Source organism: Neisseria perflava (assembly GCF_019334725.1).
Classification (GTDB): domain Bacteria; phylum Pseudomonadota; class Gammaproteobacteria; order Burkholderiales; family Neisseriaceae; genus Neisseria; species Neisseria subflava_A.
The window spans coordinates 769,315-786,695 of sequence record NZ_CP079818.1; the positions used below are offsets into that span (position 1 = coordinate 769,315).

11 protein-coding genes, 2 tRNA genes and 3 rRNA genes are annotated in these 17,381 nt (G+C 48.4%); 10 read left to right on the forward strand and 6 right to left on the reverse strand.

Features of this window, described 5'->3' with window-relative positions:
* Positions 1-47 precede the first annotated feature (47 nt).
* From LPB400_RS03730 to LPB400_RS03740, 3 genes are all read left to right on the forward strand, one after another.
* Positions 48-1,454, forward strand: a complete 1,407-nt coding sequence (locus tag LPB400_RS03730) for an efflux transporter outer membrane subunit (protein ID WP_219089450.1) — start codon at positions 48-50, stop codon at positions 1,452-1,454.
* 225 nt (positions 1,455-1,679) lie between these two features.
* Positions 1,680-2,870, forward strand: coding sequence for an efflux RND transporter periplasmic adaptor subunit (locus tag LPB400_RS03735; RefSeq protein WP_070591702.1), 1,191 nt, complete (start codon positions 1,680-1,682; stop codon positions 2,868-2,870).
* 101 nt (positions 2,871-2,971) lie between these two features.
* Complete coding sequence (locus tag LPB400_RS03740; protein ID WP_219089452.1) at positions 2,972-4,498, forward strand: DHA2 family efflux MFS transporter permease subunit; 1,527 nt, start codon at positions 2,972-2,974, stop codon at positions 4,496-4,498.
* Between the two features lie 42 nt (positions 4,499-4,540).
* Here the strand turns inward: LPB400_RS03740 and thrB are convergent, their stop codons facing one another.
* Positions 4,541-5,458 (reverse strand): homoserine kinase, encoded by a 918-nt coding sequence (gene thrB, locus LPB400_RS03745; protein ID WP_219089454.1) that lies wholly within the window; start codon positions 5,456-5,458, stop codon positions 4,541-4,543.
* A gap of 526 nt (positions 5,459-5,984) precedes the next feature.
* Here thrB and LPB400_RS03750 point away from each other — a divergent pair.
* The 7 genes from LPB400_RS03750 (at position 5,985) to LPB400_RS03780 (ending at position 12,598) form a co-directional block, all read left to right on the forward strand.
* Positions 5,985-7,525 (forward strand): 16S ribosomal RNA (locus LPB400_RS03750).
* A gap of 105 nt (positions 7,526-7,630) precedes the next feature.
* A tRNA-Ile gene (locus LPB400_RS03755) sits at positions 7,631-7,707 on the forward strand.
* 5 nt (positions 7,708-7,712) lie between these two features.
* Positions 7,713-7,788: transfer RNA gene (locus LPB400_RS03760), tRNA-Ala, on the forward strand.
* A 347-nt stretch (positions 7,789-8,135) separates the two neighbouring features.
* A 23S ribosomal RNA gene (locus LPB400_RS03765) occupies positions 8,136-11,024 on the forward strand.
* 94 nt (positions 11,025-11,118) lie between these two features.
* Positions 11,119-11,232: ribosomal RNA gene (gene rrf / locus LPB400_RS03770) — 5S ribosomal RNA — on the forward strand.
* Together the 16S, 23S and 5S rRNA genes with 2 tRNA genes alongside form the textbook arrangement of a ribosomal RNA operon.
* 389 nt (positions 11,233-11,621) lie before the next feature.
* Positions 11,622-11,909, forward strand: coding sequence for a ComEA family DNA-binding protein (locus LPB400_RS03775; RefSeq protein ID WP_036472233.1), 288 nt, complete (start codon positions 11,622-11,624; stop codon positions 11,907-11,909).
* Positions 11,910-12,103: 194 nt separating this feature from the next.
* The gene (locus LPB400_RS03780; RefSeq protein ID WP_219089457.1) at positions 12,104-12,598 is read left to right on the forward strand and encodes a type IV pilin protein; all 495 of its coding nucleotides are present in this window, start codon (positions 12,104-12,106) and stop codon (positions 12,596-12,598) included.
* A 79-nt stretch (positions 12,599-12,677) separates the two neighbouring features.
* On the opposite strand, the gene LPB400_RS03785 is transcribed toward LPB400_RS03780, so the two are convergent.
* The 5 genes from LPB400_RS03785 to LPB400_RS03805 form a co-directional block, all read right to left on the reverse strand.
* Entirely contained in the window at positions 12,678-13,502 is an 825-nt protein-coding gene (locus LPB400_RS03785; protein ID WP_107792448.1) for an undecaprenyl-diphosphate phosphatase, read from the reverse strand.
* 44 nt (positions 13,503-13,546) lie between these two features.
* The gene (locus tag LPB400_RS03790) at positions 13,547-14,188 is read right to left on the reverse strand and encodes a thiol:disulfide interchange protein DsbA/DsbL (RefSeq protein WP_107768929.1); all 642 of its coding nucleotides are present in this window, start codon (positions 14,186-14,188) and stop codon (positions 13,547-13,549) included.
* Between the two features lie 11 nt (positions 14,189-14,199).
* Complete coding sequence (locus LPB400_RS03795; RefSeq protein ID WP_107768915.1) at positions 14,200-15,300, reverse strand: SPOR domain-containing protein; 1,101 nt, start codon at positions 15,298-15,300, stop codon at positions 14,200-14,202.
* Between the two features lie 154 nt (positions 15,301-15,454).
* Positions 15,455-16,951 carry a YifB family Mg chelatase-like AAA ATPase gene (locus tag LPB400_RS03800; RefSeq protein ID WP_107768914.1) on the reverse strand — a complete coding sequence of 499 codons (1,497 nt, stop codon included), beginning with the start codon at positions 16,949-16,951 and terminating at the stop codon, positions 15,455-15,457.
* Positions 16,952-16,964: 13 nt separating this feature from the next.
* Positions 16,965-17,285, reverse strand: coding sequence for an accessory factor UbiK family protein (locus tag LPB400_RS03805; protein ID WP_003684455.1), 321 nt, complete (start codon positions 17,283-17,285; stop codon positions 16,965-16,967).
* Positions 17,286-17,381: the final 96 nt, after the last annotated feature.

The following is a 17,381-nucleotide window of genomic DNA, read 5'->3' on the forward strand; positions in this document are numbered from 1 at the left end:
ACAGACGGCCTGATGGTCTGCGGCAGGCACACATAAACGGAGTCTGTATGAAATTAGGTTTGGTCAAATCAAGCGTATGCGTTGCCGCTGTTTCGCTGTTGGCGGCATGTGCGCCGTTCGGCAAACAGTCGCCTCTGGATGAGACAACAGCCTATCCGCTGCCGCAAGGCCAATCTGCCGCTACTGCCCAAGACGGCTGGTGGATGAAGCTGAAAGATAAAAAATTAAACAATTTGATTGCTTCCGCCATTCAGACGTCTACCAATCTGCGTGTCGTCAAGGCAAGGTTTGAGCAGGCTCAGGCGCAGCTGGGCGTTGTGGGAGCCGCAAACAAACCGCAAGTCGGCTTGGGTGTAACCGGTATTGGTACCTATGTTTCACCCAAACCTCAAGCCGGTATGGTCGATACCGACCATACATTGGTTTTGGCGCACGCAGCCTTACAAGGCAGTTTGGTTTTCGACTTTTGGGGTAAAAACCGAGAGCAGATTCAAGCTGTTTTAGGAAAAAGTAGGGCTGCGGTGTATGAAGCGCATCATATCCGCACCGAGTTGGCTCATGCTGTGGCCGCCCAATATTTTGCGTGGCAGATGGCGACAGAACAACTGGCTTTGCTGGATACGCGCATAGAGCTGGCTGATAAAGCATTGAAACTGATGCAACAACGCGTTAAAGCGCAGCTGGCTCCTGCCGATGCCTTGCACGCTCTGGAAATGGCGCAACAGCAATTACAGCTTGAAAAATCGGCATGGGCTCAGAAAAATGAGAAAATCCGCAACAGTCTGGCTGTATTGACCGGCCGAGTGCCGGGTGCATTGAATGGACAGGTTCCGGAAAAAATGGCGGCTGTGCCGTCATTGCCGGTTAGCCGTATTGAAGCGGACTTGTTGGCGGCCCGTTCCGATATCGCGGCACAAAAAGCCTTGCTTGAAGAGAAATGGCATATCGTCAAATCGACCGAGGCAGAGTTTTACCCGAATATCGAGTTGAAAGTTTTGGCAGGTATGACGCACATTGATGCGTTCAATCTGATTCGTGGACGGACATCCGGTATGTTGGGCATCGTTCCGGCTTTGAATCTGCCATTGTTTACTTCCGGTGCGCTGCAGTCCAAGTTGGCGGGCAAACGTGCCCAATATAACGAGCAGGTTGCTGTGTATGACCAAACTGTTTTGAACGCCATGCGTTCGGCGGCAGATGCCGTAGTGGACTATCAAAGCCTGAAAAGCCGACAAGATACTTGGAATAAGATGGTCAATATCGCCGATAAATCTGTGCAAAATGCGAAAGGACGTGTTCGTGCAGGTTTGGATAACGGCTTAACCGCTTTGCAAAAACAAGACGAAGCTGCGCGTACAAAAATGTCGGCGGTTCAATACCATGCAGAATATCTGACAGCTTGGAGTAACCTCAATGCCCAGTTGGGCGGAGGCTTTAAATTAAATAAGAAATAAACGTTTTATTAAAACGCAGGCCGTCTGAAAGTGATTTCAGACGGCCTTTTGCTTACCTTATTTACATTTGCTACCGGAAGAAATTATTGTAATGAATAGAGTGTAACTATAGAATATGACTCTTTAGCGCGTTAAACGCGGATATTGGGGACTGATGGGTATAAGTCAGCTGCCCAGTAAGACAATAATATCGTTATCACATGTGCAGAATTAAAGTTGGGACTTATGGATACTCAATCAGAAAAAAATAATGTCCAAAAAGAACCGGAAGTAGCCGCTTCCGGCGCTAAAACGCATCGCAAACGCAATTTGGTCATCGTTACACTCCTATTCCTTATTGCGGCAGCCGGATTCGCTTTGGCGTATTTCCTGTTTTGGCAGCATGAAGAAGAAACTGAAGATGCTTATGTGGCCGGTCATTTGGTGATGATTACGCCGCAGGTTAACGGCACGGTGCGCAAAGTCATGTATGACGATACGGATGTCGTGAAAAAAGGCGATGTGTTGGTGGCTTTGGACGACAGCGATTTTCAGCTGGCATACGATCGCGCGCAAAATGAATTGATTCAGGCCATTCGTCAAAACAAACAGCAAACTGCGGTCAATTCAAAAGCCAAAGCACAAGTGTTGTTGCGCAAAGCTGATTTGGCCCGTGCACAAGCCGATTTGCGCCGCCGTGAATCTTTGGCGGGTACGGAAGCGGTTTCCGGCGAAGAACTCAGCCATGCCCGCGCCGCTGTGGTTCAGGCTCAGGCTGCATTGAAAGCGGTTGAGGCGGAAGAAGTTTCTGCTCAGGCATCGTTGGGCAACAATATTCCTCTGCGCCAACAACCGGCAGTTCAGACGGCCATCAGCCACATCAAAGACGCTTGGCTGAACCTGCAACGTACGCAAATCCGTTCGCCGATTAGCGGCCAAATTGCCAAACGCAATGTCCAAGTCGGCCAACGTATCGCACAAGGTACGCCGATGATGGCCGTTGTGCCCCTGTCTGAATTGTGGGTGGATGCCAACTTTAAAGAATCGCAACTGCGCAAAATGAAAATCGGCCAGCCTGTTGAAATGACAGCCGATTTGTATGGTAGCAAAGTGGTTTACCATGGCAAGGTAATGGGCTTGTCGGCCGGTACGGGCAGTGCGTTCTCATTACTGCCGGCGCAAAACGCAACGGGCAACTGGATTAAAGTTGTGCAACGTGTGCCGGTGCGTATCAGTTTGGATGCTAAAGAATTGCAACAAAATCCGCTCCGTGTCGGTTTGTCGATGACTGTTAAAGTTGATATTGCCGAGAAGGGCAGCGGTAAAGCCATGACTGCCGAAGCAGAACGAAATACTGCATTGCCGGAAACAGAAAGTGTGGATTGGAAAGCCGCCGATGCTTTAGTCGATAAAATCTTCGAGCAATACGCAAAATAATCTTTTCAGACGGCCTGAGTCTTTTATTGAAGGCTCAGGCCGTCTGAAATATTGATTCTCTTCAACCGACCGCTTTGGCGGTTGTCTTATAGTTTACAAATATGAATTATCCGCCGTTACAAGGGTTTAAGCTGGTGTTGGCAACTTTGGCGCTCAGCTTGGCCGTATTTATGGAAGTCTTGGACAGCACCATCGCCAACGTCGCCGTGCCTGTTATTGCAGGGGATTTGGGCGCGGCTACCACACAGGGAACTTGGGTGATTACCTCATTTGCCGTAGCCAATGCCATTTCCGTTCCCTTGACGGGTTTTTTGGCCAAGCGGTTTGGCGAGGTCAAAATCTTTATTGCCGCTGTGATCGGGTTTGTCGTCACGTCATGGCTGTGTGGCATTGCACATAATCTTCAAGCCTTGGTTTTTTTCCGTGTATTGCAAGGCTTCATCGCCGGACCATTGATTCCCTTGTCCCAAAGCCTGTTGATGGCTTCCTATCCACCAGAAAAACGAACATTGGCACTGGCCTTATGGGCAATGACCGTCGTTGTTGCTCCTGTATTGGGGCCGATTTTGGGCGGTTGGATCTCGGACAACTGGCATTGGGGATGGATTTTCTTTATCAATATCCCGATCGGGATTTTGTCTGCAACTATTTCTTGGAAGCAGCTTAGACATAGGGAAACTGAAATCGTCAGGGCGCCAATCGATTATGTCGGGCTGGTGTTGATGACTGTCGGTATCGGCGCATTACAAATGATGCTGGATAGGGGCAAGGAATTGGATTGGTTTGCCTCGGGAGAGATTATCGTTTTGGGCGTTACCGCTTTGGTATTCCTAACATATTTTATTGTTTGGGAGCTGGGTGAGAAATACCCGATTGTCGATTTGTCATTGTTTAAAAATAGAAACTTCACGATAGGCGTCGTTGCTACATCGTTGGGCTTTATGGTCTATATGGGCACATTGACCCTGCTGCCGTTGGTGTTGCAATCAAATCTCGGCTATACCGCTACTTGGGCAGGTCTGGCTGCTGCACCGGTGGGCTTCCTGCCGATTATTCTGTCGCCGATTATAGGTAAGTTCGGCAATCGCGTCGATATGCGTCTGTTTGTCAGCGCCAGCTTCTTGGTGTTTGCTTACACATTCCATTGGCGAACCGATTTCTATGCCGGTATGGATATGAGCAACGTCGTTTGGCCACAGTTTTGGCAGGGTTTAGGCGTAGCCATGTTCTTCCTGCCTTTGACGAGCATTACCTTGTCGCATATGAAAGGCAATCAAATTGCCTCGGCCAGTAGCTTGTCTAACTTCTTGCGAGTCTTTATGGGTGGTGTCGGAGTATCTGTTGTCAGCACCATGTGGGAACGACGCGAAGCTCTACACCATACTCAACTGACCGAACATGTTAATTTATTGTCCACAATCAGCAACCAATCTATTCAAGGCATGATGGCCAATGGTCTGAGCAAGGAACAGGCTTTGGAGGCGATAAATAGTACCATTTCCCAGCAAGGCTTTATTATTGGCTCAAATGAAATCTTTTTGGCAGGCAGTATTATATTTATCAGTATGATTCCCATTATTTGGCTGGCAAGACCTCCATTTAGCGGTTCCGGCGGGGGAGGGCATTAGATAAAAGGCCGTCTGAATTTCAGACGGCCTTTTATCTATATATTATTTAAGACTCAAGAGCAGATCTCTAAATGCGTTCGGATCTTTAATAAACGTCATTTCTCCTGATTGAGGGAAATGGAAATCAAGCAGGCGCGATACCCAGAAACGAATACATCCGGCTCTTTGTGCAGTAGGGAAATATGCACGTTCTTCATCAGATAATGGACGTACACTTTCATAGCCATGGATAAAAGCATCATAAAGGACAGGGTCTAATTTGTTATCAGCTGTTCGTGCCCAATCGTTAACCGCAATTGCCAGGTCGTACATGAAATTACCGTTGCACGCATAATAGAAATCGATAAAACCGGAAACTTCATCTCCGTTAAGCAATACATTATCCTTAAATAAATCGGCATGGATAATACCGGAAGGTAAATGCTCTCCTAGATTTTCATCTAAAGCTGCAATTTCAGATTGAAGCAGTGCAGCATCCTCAGAATCTAAAACAGGCAGCAACTGAGTGCAGGCATCGCGCCACCAGTCATCATAACGAGGATTTTTCATTTTTAAAGGAAAGTCTTGGCCGGCTAAATGCATTTTGGCCAGCATAGCACCGGTATGGAAGCATTGAGCCTCAGTTGGCCAGCCGGTATCCGAGCCATTCAAACAAGTAACCAAACAAGCCGGTTTTCCGGCCAAAATAGAATGCAGTCTGCCATCTTTGCGAGCAATCGGAGCAGCGCAGGCAACACCATTCAGACTCAAATGCTGGTTTAGTTCTAGAAAGAAAGGCAGTTCTTCTGATTTCAAAACCTCAAAAACAGTCAATACATAACGACCGGTTGAAGTAGTCAAAAAATAATTACTGTTAGTAATTCCTTGAGCAATCCCCTGCAAAGAAACAAAATCTCCCAAATCATATTGCAGAAGGAAGTCACGCATTTGAGTGTCGGAAACACTTGTATAGACAGACATAGCAAACTCGAGGCTGATATAAAAGAATCAAGGAAGCATCATACCAAAAAACAAGCGCTAATAATATAAATTAAAGCGAGGGTCAAATTCAAAAGGCCGTCTGAAAGAGCAATTCAGACGGCCTTTGTTTTGTGTTTTTTTGTATGTATGGATTGTGTAGGAAGGTTGTTGGAGTTTTTTATAAAATAAAAAACCCTGTTAAAACAGGGTGGTGGTTAAATTTCTGAAAATAATTTTGCGAAAGGTGTTGACGGGTTTTATTGTGAGGCGTATAGTTCGGTTCTTCGCTGCTGACGCGGTGAAGAAAACGAAGCAGACAGTATAACACAGTTAGTTAGAATTTTCGATAATTTTAGTTGACATTTGCTAAATGTACTGTATAATTCGATTCGCTCTTTAAAAAACAGATTACCGATAAGTGTGAGTGCATTAGGCCTCACACTGTTTGAAAGACAGACAAGATGATGTTTTAGACATTGTCCTGTCGGTTTCTTTGAAGCAGACCAGAAGTTATAAGTTAGAGATTGAACATAAGAGTTTGATCCTGGCTCAGATTGAACGCTGGCGGCATGCTTTACACATGCAAGTCGGACGGCAGCACAGAGAAGCTTGCTTCTTGGGTGGCGAGTGGCGAACGGGTGAGTAATATATCGGAACGTACCGAGTAATGGGGGATAACTAATCGAAAGATTAGCTAATACCGCATATTCTCTGAGGAGGAAAGCAGGGGACCTTCGGGCCTTGCGTTATTCGAGCGGCCGATATCTGATTAGCTAGTTGGTGGGGTAAAGGCCTACCAAGGCGACGATCAGTAGCGGGTCTGAGAGGATGATCCGCCACACTGGGACTGAGACACGGCCCAGACTCCTACGGGAGGCAGCAGTGGGGAATTTTGGACAATGGGCGCAAGCCTGATCCAGCCATGCCGCGTGTCTGAAGAAGGCCTTCGGGTTGTAAAGGACTTTTGTCAGGGAAGAAAAGGCTGTTGCTAATATCGACAGCTGATGACGGTACCTGAAGAATAAGCACCGGCTAACTACGTGCCAGCAGCCGCGGTAATACGTAGGGTGCGAGCGTTAATCGGAATTACTGGGCGTAAAGCGAGCGCAGACGGTTACTTAAGCAGGATGTGAAATCCCCGGGCTCAACCTGGGAACTGCGTTCTGAACTGGGTGACTAGAGTGTGTCAGAGGGAGGTAGAATTCCACGTGTAGCAGTGAAATGCGTAGAGATGTGGAGGAATACCGATGGCGAAGGCAGCCTCCTGGGATAACACTGACGTTCATGCTCGAAAGCGTGGGTAGCAAACAGGATTAGATACCCTGGTAGTCCACGCCCTAAACGATGTCAATTAGCTGTTGGGCAACTTGATTGCTTAGTAGCGTAGCTAACGCGTGAAATTGACCGCCTGGGGAGTACGGTCGCAAGATTAAAACTCAAAGGAATTGACGGGGACCCGCACAAGCGGTGGATGATGTGGATTAATTCGATGCAACGCGAAGAACCTTACCTGGTCTTGACATGTACGGAATCCTCCAGAGACGGAGGAGTGCCTTCGGGAGCCGTAACACAGGTGCTGCATGGCTGTCGTCAGCTCGTGTCGTGAGATGTTGGGTTAAGTCCCGCAACGAGCGCAACCCTTGTCATTAGTTGCCATCATTTAGTTGGGCACTCTAATGAGACTGCCGGTGACAAGCCGGAGGAAGGTGGGGATGACGTCAAGTCCTCATGGCCCTTATGACCAGGGCTTCACACGTCATACAATGGTCGGTACAGAGGGTAGCCAAGCCGCGAGGCGGAGCCAATCTCACAAAACCGATCGTAGTCCGGATTGCACTCTGCAACTCGAGTGCATGAAGTCGGAATCGCTAGTAATCGCAGGTCAGCATACTGCGGTGAATACGTTCCCGGGTCTTGTACACACCGCCCGTCACACCATGGGAGTGGGGGATACCAGAAGTAGGTAGGGTAACCGCAAGGAGCCCGCTTACCACGGTATGCTTCATGACTGGGGTGAAGTCGTAACAAGGTAGCCGTAGGGGAACCTGCGGCTGGATCACCTCCTTTCTAGAGAAAGAAGAGGTCTGATGCATTCACACTTATCGGTAAACTGTAAAAGATGCGGAAGAGAAAAGCTTGAGTGAAGACAAGATTCGCTTAAGAAGAGAATCCGGGTTTGTAGCTCAGCTGGTTAGAGCACACGCTTGATAAGCGTGGGGTCGGAGGTTCAAGTCCTCCCAGACCCACCAAGAACGGGGGCATAGCTCAGTTGGTAGAGCACCTGCTTTGCAAGCAGGGGGTCATCGGTTCGATCCCGTTTGCCTCCACCAAGAACTTTACAAATCAAAGGAAGCCTGCTATACTTAGCAGCTTATTTTGATTTGCGAAGTGAAATATCGACGCATCGATCTTTAACAAATTGGAAAGCCGAAATCAACAAACAAAGACAATGAGTTTGTTTTGATTTTTTGTTCTTTGCAAAGGATGAAAAATCTCTCGCAAGAGAAAAGAAAACAAACACAGTATTTGGGTGATGATTGTATCGACTTAATCCTGAAACACAAAAGGCAGGATTAAGACACAACAAGCAGTAAGCTTTATCAAAGTAGGAATTTCAAGTTTACTTCCCTAGTCAACGGGTAGGTAAACGAAGTCAGAGAGGTTCTTGAAATGATAGAGTCAAGTGAATAAGTGCATCAGGTGGATGCCTTGGCGATGATAGGCGACGAAGGACGTGTAAGCCTGCGAAAAGCGCGGGGGAGCTGGCAATAAAGCTATGATCCCGCGGTGTCCGAATGGGGAAACCCACCTCTTAGGAGGTATCCTTATCTGAATACATAGGATAAGCGAAGCGAACCCGGAGAACTGAACCATCTAAGTACCCGGAGGAAAAGAAATCAACCGAGATTCCGCAAGTAGTGGCGAGCGAACGCGGAGGAGCCTGTACGTGATAACTGTCGGGATAGAAGAACAAGCTGGGAAGCTTGACCATAGTGGGTGATAGTCCCGTATTCGAAATCTCAACAGTGGTACTAAGCGTACGAAAAGTAGGGCGGGACACGTGAAATCCTGTCTGAATATGGGGGGACCATCCTCCAAGGCTAAATACTCATCATCGACCGATAGTGAACCAGTACCGTGAGGGAAAGGCGAAAAGAACCCCGGGAGGGGAGTGAAATAGAACCTGAAACCTGATGCATACAAACAGTGGGAGCACCCTTGTGGTGTGACTGCGTACCTTTTGTATAATGGGTCAACGACTTACATTCAGTAGCGAGCTTAACCGAATAGGGGAGGCGTAGGGAAACCGAGTCTTAATAGGGCGAACAGTTGCTGGGTGTAGACCCGAAACCGAGTGATCTATCCATGGCCAGGTTGAAGGTGCCGTAACAGGTACTGGAGGACCGAACCCACGCATGTTGCAAAATGCGGGGATGAGCTGTGGATAGGGGTGAAAGGCTAAACAAACTCGGAGATAGCTGGTTCTCCCCGAAAACTATTTAGGTAGTGCCTCGAGCAAGACACTGATGGGGGTAAAGCACTGTTATGGCTAGGGGGTTATTGCAACTTACCAACCCATGGCAAACTAAGAATACCATCAAGTGGTTCCTCGGGAGACAGACAGCGGGTGCTAACGTCCGTTGTCAAGAGGGAAACAACCCAGACCGCCAGCTAAGGTCCCAAATGATAGATTAAGTGGTAAACGAAGTGGGAAGGCCCAGACAGCCAGGATGTTGGCTTAGAAGCAGCCATCATTTAAAGAAAGCGTAATAGCTCACTGGTCGAGTCGTCCTGCGCGGAAGATGTAACGGGGCTCAAATCTATAACCGAAGCTGCGGATGCCAGTTTACTGGCATGGTAGGGGAGCGTTCTGTAGGCCGATGAAGGTGCATTGTAAAGTGTACTGGAGGTATCAGAAGTGCGAATGTTGACATGAGTAGCGATAAAGCGGGTGAAAAGCCCGCTCGCCGAAAGCCCAAGGTTTCCTACGCAACGTTCATCGGCGTAGGGTGAGTCGGCCCCTAAGGCGAGGCAGAAATGCGTAGTCGATGGGAAACAGGTTAATATTCCTGTACTTGATTCAAATGCGATGTGGGGACGGAGAAGGTTAGGTTAGCAAGCTGTTGGAATAGCTTGTTTAAGCCGGTAGGTGGAAGACTTAGGCAAATCCGGGTCTTCTTAACACCGAGAAGTGATGACGAGTGTCTACGGACATGAAGTAACCAATACCACGCTTCCAGGAAAAGCCACTAAGCTTCAGTTTGAATTGAACCGTACCGCAAACCGACACAGGTGGGCAGGATGAGAATTCTAAGGCGCTTGAGAGAACTCAGGAGAAGGAACTCGGCAAATTGATACCGTAACTTCGGGAGAAGGTATGCCCTCTAAGGTTAAGGACTTGCTCCGTAAGCCCTGGAGGGTCGCAGAGAATAGGTGGCTGCGACTGTTTATTAAAAACACAGCACTCTGCTAACACGAAAGTGGACGTATAGGGTGTGACGCCTGCCCGGTGCTGGAAGGTTAATTGAAGATGTGCAAGCATCGGATCGAAGCCCCAGTAAACGGCGGCCGTAACTATAACGGTCCTAAGGTAGCGAAATTCCTTGTCGGGTAAGTTCCGACCCGCACGAATGGCGTAACGATGGCCACACTGTCTCCTCCTGAGACTCAGCGAAGTTGAAGTGGTTGTGAAGATGCAATCTACCCGCTGCTAGACGGAAAGACCCCGTGAACCTTTACTGTAGCTTTGCATTGGACTTTGAAGTCACTTGTGTAGGATAGGTGGGAGGCTTTGAAGCAGAGACGCCAGTCTCTGTGGAGCCGTCCTTGAAATACCACCCTGGTGTCTTTGAGGTTCTAACCCAGACCCGTAATCCGGGTCGGGGACCGTGCATGGTAGGCAGTTTGACTGGGGCGGTCTCCTCCCAAAGAGTAACGGAGGAGTTCGAAGGTTACCTAGGTCCGGTCGGAAATCGGACTGATAGTGCAATGGCAAAAGGTAGCTTAACTGCGAGACCGACAAGTCGAGCAGGTGCGAAAGCAGGACATAGTGATCCGGTGGTTCTGTATGGAAGGGCCATCGCTCAACGGATAAAAGGTACTCCGGGGATAACAGGCTGATTCCGCCCAAGAGTTCATATCGACGGCGGAGTTTGGCACCTCGATGTCGGCTCATCACATCCTGGGGCTGTAGTCGGTCCCAAGGGTATGGCTGTTCGCCATTTAAAGTGGTACGTGAGCTGGGTTTAAAACGTCGTGAGACAGTTTGGTCCCTATCTGCAGTGGGCGTTGGAAGTTTGACGGGGGCTGCTCCTAGTACGAGAGGACCGGAGTGGACGAACCTCTGGTGTACCGGTTGTAACGCCAGTTGCATAGCCGGGTAGCTAAGTTCGGAAGAGATAAGCGCTGAAAGCATCTAAGCGCGAAACTCGCCTGAAGATGAGACTTCCCTTGTGGTTTAACCACACTAAAGAGTCGTTCGAGACCAGGACGTTGATAGGTGGGGTGTGGAAGCGCGGTAACGCGTGAAGCTAACCCATACTAATTGCTCGTGAGGCTTGACTCTATCATTTGAAGAACTTCAAAGATAAAAGCTTACTGACTGATTCAGTCATCACCAAATAATTGATTAAGGCTTTACCGATTTGTAACAGTTTAAGTTTGGCGGCCATAGCGAGTTGGTCCCACGCCTTCCCATCCCGAACAGGACCGTGAAACGACTCAGCGCCGATGATAGTGTGGTTCTTCCATGTGAAAGTAGGTCACCGCCAAACACCCATTCCAAAGCCCCCGACTGATGTCGGGGGCTTTTTATATACCTGTCGTTTCTGTCGGTTTGACGATAGGAGGTAGGGTAATGGGTGCAAGGATATTGATGAACCGATACCCATTCCGATACCTATTGAGTGTTCGTGCATGCTTGTTGTTTAAATTAAAGGATGACAACTCTGTTGTTATTCTTGAACAAAAGTACTGAAAGTTATGGTTAACTGTTTAGAATATTTGAAATCAAACGATATTTGCGTTAATATGTCGTAAGCATTTGTGTGGGTATGAGCTGTTGCCCTATCTGCGCGTATGTGACAGTGTTTACAGAGTGGAATAAAACCATTCGGTAGGCTTCCTGACTGATTCAATCAAATATGTTATGGGAAAAAATCTGATGAAGAAATTTTTATTTGGTGCATTTGCCGCCGTCTGTGCAGCATTCTCTTTGGCCGCCGTGAATATCAATACCGCGTCTTCTGCCGAACTGGAGGCTTTGCCGGGTATCGGTCCGGCTAAGGCGAAATCGATTGTGGAATACCGTCAGAAGAACGGTGCGTTCAAATCGGTGGAGGAGCTGAAAAACGTGAAGGGCATCGGTGATGCGGTGCTGAACAAGTTAAAGGCGGAGGCGACGGTTTCTTCTGCCGCGCCTAAGGCCGCACAGCCTGCCGTGAAAAAATAAGCCTGACGGTTAACTGCCGTATGCCGCCCCGAGGCTGAACCGTTTGCCGGTTCGGGCTGACGGGCGGCTTTGTATGGGCAGTGGCAATGAAGACTTGGACCAATGGGGGCCATTGAGTAAAGGGACAAACGGATAAGGTGCCTCCTGTCGGATAGGGATACAAAGATAAAGATAAAGATAAAGGGAAGAAAGATATGTACTTAAAAGCATTTGACGGAAAACGGAATGGGGCAGCTGTACAGAGGGGCTACTCCTTGATACAGCTGTTGGTGGTGATGCTGCTGGTTTCGATATTGGCGACGGCGGCATTGACTGCCTATCGGGAGTCAGTCCGTTCGGCCAACTTGCGTGCGGCTCATGCCGCCCTGCTGGAAAATGCGCGCTTTATGGAGCAGTTCTATGCGAAAAAGGGCAGCTTTAAGCTGACGTCGACGAAGTGGCCGGAGCTGCCGGTGAAGGAGGCGGGCGGTTTCTGCATTCGGATGAACGGTCAGGCTAAGGGGATCCTGGAAGGGAAGTTTACCCTGAAGGCGGTGGCTCTGGACAGGGAGGCGGAGCCGAGAGTATTACGCTTGAACGAGTCGTTGACGGCGGTAGTGTGCGGGAAGATGAAGGTGAAGGGAAGCTGTACGGACGGTGAGGAGATATTTAGGGGTAATGATGCGGAGTGTAAACCATTTGGCGCATAGGGTGGTCGTCTGAAGGGATAAAAGAAAAAAGGGCAAAAGAAAAGGACGTGTGTGGACACGTCCTTTGGGGGGAGAGGGGTTATTCGCTCCAGCTGACCCAGCCCAGCATCCAAGTAAGGAGAATCAGACCACCAAATACGATGCGGTAGTAGGCAAAAGGCACATAGTTTTTACTGGAGACAAATTTCAGCAAAGCTTTTACTGCCAATAAACCGGCGATAAATGCTGCGATAAAACCGATGGTAATTTGTCCGACATCTTGCAAGGTAAAGAGTCTGTAGTTTTTTAAGATGTCGTAACCTGTTGCCGCAATCATCATCGGCACGGCAAGGAAGAATGAGAATTCGGTAGCTGTTTTACGTTCCAGCCCCCACAACATACCGCCCATGATGGTACTGCCTGAACGTGATGTACCAGGGATAAGGGCGCAAATTTGGGCGCATCCTACAACAAATGCGTCGATTGGGCGCATATCATCTACATGATTGACTTTAGGTTTGGCTGTTACTTGGCGTTTTTCAACCCATAAAATGAAGAAGCCACCGAGTACCAGCATGGTAGCAACAGTAATTGGGTTGAAAAGGTGTAATTTAATTTGTTTGCTGAATAATAGACCCACAATTGCGGCAGGTATGAAGGCAATAAATAAATTCAGTACAAAGCGATTGGCTGTCCGTTCTTTACCGAGTCCTTTTATGATATGGGTAAATCGTTGGCGGTATTCGAATACGACGGCTAATACGGCACCGAGCTGGATAGCAATTTCAAATACTTTTCCGTTGCTTTGAAAGTTCATTAAGTTACCGAATACAATCAAGTGACCGGTACTGGAAATAGGGAGAAACTCGGTTAAACCTTCGATAACACCGAGAATAAGTGCTTTGAATAAAATCAGAATGTCCATAAGTTTTCAGACGGCCTTGAGGCCGTCTTTCTTTTGTTGATTAGTTAAAGTGGTTTTGAGGATTGTTCGCGGCGGACTTTGACGATGAGCTCGTCTATGGTTTTCATACCGGCTTTCCAGTCGGTACCGTTGAAATTGACTTTGTATTTACCACCGACGATGACAGTTGGTGTGTTTTCAATTCGATAAGTTTCCGTCAATTGCTGCATTTTTGCAGCAGCCGATGCGGCAGTAGGACTGTTATAGGCTTGAAGCAGTTTTTGACTGTCAAAACTCGTCTGTTTACCCACCCATGATCGGAATACATTGGTATCAGCCAGGTTGATTTTTTGTTCGTAAACTGCTTTGAAGATGACTGGATTGGCTTGATATTTCAAACCTGAAAGATTAACGGCAGCGGCTACTTTGGCCAAGCCTAACATTTCAGGCATCCAAACGACGTGTTCTGTCCGTAAGGAAACATCTTTGGCAAAGGTTTTGCTGTGTTGCAACAAAACTGGATCGAGATGGTAACAATGAACGCAGAAATAGCCGAAAAACTCAAGTACTTCAATTTTTCCAGCTTGTTGCTGCAGAATAGAGCGACTGAGGACAGTATAGTCCACGCCCTCGGTAGCAGCTTGCGCACTCAGACTGAGCAGGCTCAGGCTGAGTGCGGCAATGGTTTGTTTTATACGCTGCTTCATCAGTGATTCCATTATTTGCTAGAACGAATCAAGCTGTTGATATTATGGCCTTGCAGGTTTTTTTGCAGTTTTATAGCGGCTTCCTGCGGCATGGTGTTGCTTTGAACTCGGTAAATGGTTTTGTCGCCGTTTTGCGATTCAACCACTCTGGAAGAAACACCTAAAATAGCCAGTTTTGCACGTTGTGAGTCTGCGCTGGAGCGGTCTGCATATGAACCAAGTTGCAGGAAGGCTTTTTTACCGCTGTTAGCAGCTGTTTCGGCTTTTTCTGTTGACTGTTTACTTACAGAGTTGCTGCTTTCTTTTGTTGCAGAGGTATTTGCTGCTTTACGTGCTTTTTCGATGCTGCCGCTGTTGAGGATTTGTTCAGGTGTCGGCTTGTTTTGCTTTTTGGCTTCAGCCGCTTTTTTCTCGGCCAATTTGCGCTCGGCACGCTCTTTTTGTTTGGCAGTCAGCTGGTCGGCTGCTTTTTTGTCTTTGGTAACTTTATCGGCAGCTTCTTTTTCTGCGCGTTTTTTCTCTAACTCGGCTTTTTTCTCAGCCAGTTTTTTCTTAGTAGCTTCTTTTTCTGCTTCAGCTTTTGCAGCTTTTTCTTTGGCTTCGCGTTCGGCTTTATCGGCAGCAGTTTTGTCTGCTCTTTCTTTGGCTTCACGTTCGGCTTGTTCGGCGGCGGCTTTTTCAGCTTTTTCTTTAGCTTCGCGTTCGGCTTTATCAGCAGCGGCTTTCTCTGCTTTTTCTTTAGCTTCACGTTCTGCTTGTTCGGCTTTTTCCTGAGCTTCTTTTTCCGCTTGAGCTTTTTCTTCAGCTTCTTTGGCAGCTTTTTCAGCCTCTTCTTTAGATTTTACTTCTTTCTCTGCCGCTTCTTTTTCTGCTTTGGCTTTTTCTTCATCTGCTTGGGTAGATGAAGTGTCGGTAGCTGGGCGTTTCTCTGCTTTGTCCTGAGGTTTCAGGATTTCAGGTTCTTCGCTTTGTTTAGGCTGAGTCAGCTCTTTGAAAACGTTTTGGTTGCCTTGGTTCAAGAAGAACAAAATACCGGCAATAATACCTGTTGCCAGTATTAGGCCGAAAAAGAAACCGGACAAGCCTTTACCATATTGTGTAGATTTTTTCATGACTTACCTTGTAATAATGTGTTCAGACGGCCTGAAGTGAGACTGTCTGAGTTTGGATTCGATATTTTATCAATAACCGTTATAGACGGCAAAATCCTGATGCTTTGTTTACTCTAGTTTTACTTAAACATAAAGATTCAGGCCGTCTGACAAGTTAAAGGGCGCGACGGAAGCCGATGGCTTTCATCACATGGGTTTTGCTGACTTCTTCGTCGCCTGCCAAATCGGCCAGCGTACGGGCGACGCGCATGATACGGTGGAAACTTCGGGCGGAAAGGGACAGTTTTTCGAGCATGGTTCCCAAGGCTTCTTGCGCTTCTTTTTGGATGCGGGCTTTGCCATCGAGCTCGCCGACACTCAGTTCTGCATTGACTTTGCCTTGCCGGTTGTATTGGATTTTGCGTGCGGCGGTAACGCGTTCCAATACGGTAGCACTGGATTCGCCTGCCTCTTGTTGCATCAACTCGGCAGCGGAAAGGCTGGGTACTTCGATAGTTAAATCAATACGGTCGAGCAATGGCCCTGAAATTTTGTTGCGGTAGCGGGCAACGCTTTCAGGCGTGCAGCGGCAAGGTTTGGACGGATGGCCAAGATAGCCGCAAGGGCAGGGATTCATGGCGGCGACGAGCTGGAACTTGGCCGGATAAACGGCTTGGCGTGCGGCGCGGGAAATATGGATTTCGCCGTTTTCTAAAGGTTCGCGCAACACTTCTAATACTTTACGGTCAAACTCGGGCAATTCGTCTAAAAACAACACACCGTGATGCGCCAATGAAATTTCGCCCGGACGCGGGTCTGAACCACCACCTACCATAGCAGCCGAGCTGGCGCTGTGATGAGGGCTGCGGAAAGGACGGTTGCTGTCGAGTTGCTGTTGATGGTTGGGCAGGAGCGAACGCAATGCCCATACTTCGACTAATTCGTCTTCGGTCAAAGGAGGAAGGATGCCAGGCAAACGTTGCGAAAGCATGGATTTGCCCGTTCCTGGCGGCCCCATCATCAACAAGCTGTGTCCGCCTGCCGCTGCGATTTCCAAGGCAAGGCGGGCAGTATGCTGGCCTTTAACATCGGCTAAATCAGGAATTTTACTTTGTTCAGACGGCCTTTGCGTCAGCTTGCATTCGGTTTGTGTCAACGGTTCGATGCCGTTTAAATGCGCGGCCACTTCGCCCAAAGAACGCGCACCATAAACCGCGATACCGCGCATAACGGCAGCCTGTTCGGCATTTTCTTGTGGCAATACGAACGAACGGCCTGCCTGCATTCCCTGCCATGCCATGGCCAGCGCGCCGCGTACGGGACGCAGCAAGCCGGACAGCGCCAATTCTCCGGCAAACTCATATTGCGAGAGCTTTTCAGGATTGATTTGTCCCGATGCGGCAAGAATACCTAAGGCAATCGGCAAATCGAAACGGCCGGATTCTTTTGGGAGGTCGGCCGGTGCGAGGTTGACGGTAATTTTCTTGGCGGGAAAGTCGAAGCCGCTTTGGATGATGGCGGCACGCACGCGGTCGCGGCTTTCTTTGACTTCAGTATCGGGCAAACCGACGATATTGAAATGTGGCAAGCCGTTGGCAAGGTGGGCTTCCACTTCGACCAACGGCGCATTCATGCCGCTTAAGGCGCGGCTGTAAACCAAAGCAAGTGACATGTTTCAGACGGCCTTATTCGGCAGCTTCGGTTTGTTGTTTGATTTCGGCAACAGCTTCTTCAGCAGCGGCTTCGGCAGCTTTCAAAGCCGCTTCTTCAGGCTCTTGAGCAGCTTCGAGTTTGGCCAAACGGGCTTCCAATTCGGCCAGTTTGGTACGGGTTTTAATCAAAACCTGTTGTTGGATGTCGAATTCCTCACGGGTCACCAAATCCATGCGGTTGAACGCGCTGCCGAGCATGGCTTTAACGTTTTTCTCCATGTCTTTGGCAGGGCTGTTGGCGATGGTTTCGCTGATTTTGGAGCTGACTTCTTCAAAAAGTTGTTTGCCGAACATAATCCGTATCCTTTATTCAGAATGTATATAGAAATTCAAGTGGCTATTGTATAAGGAAAAAGGCCGTCTGAAAACGTTTTGCTTTTCAGACGGCCT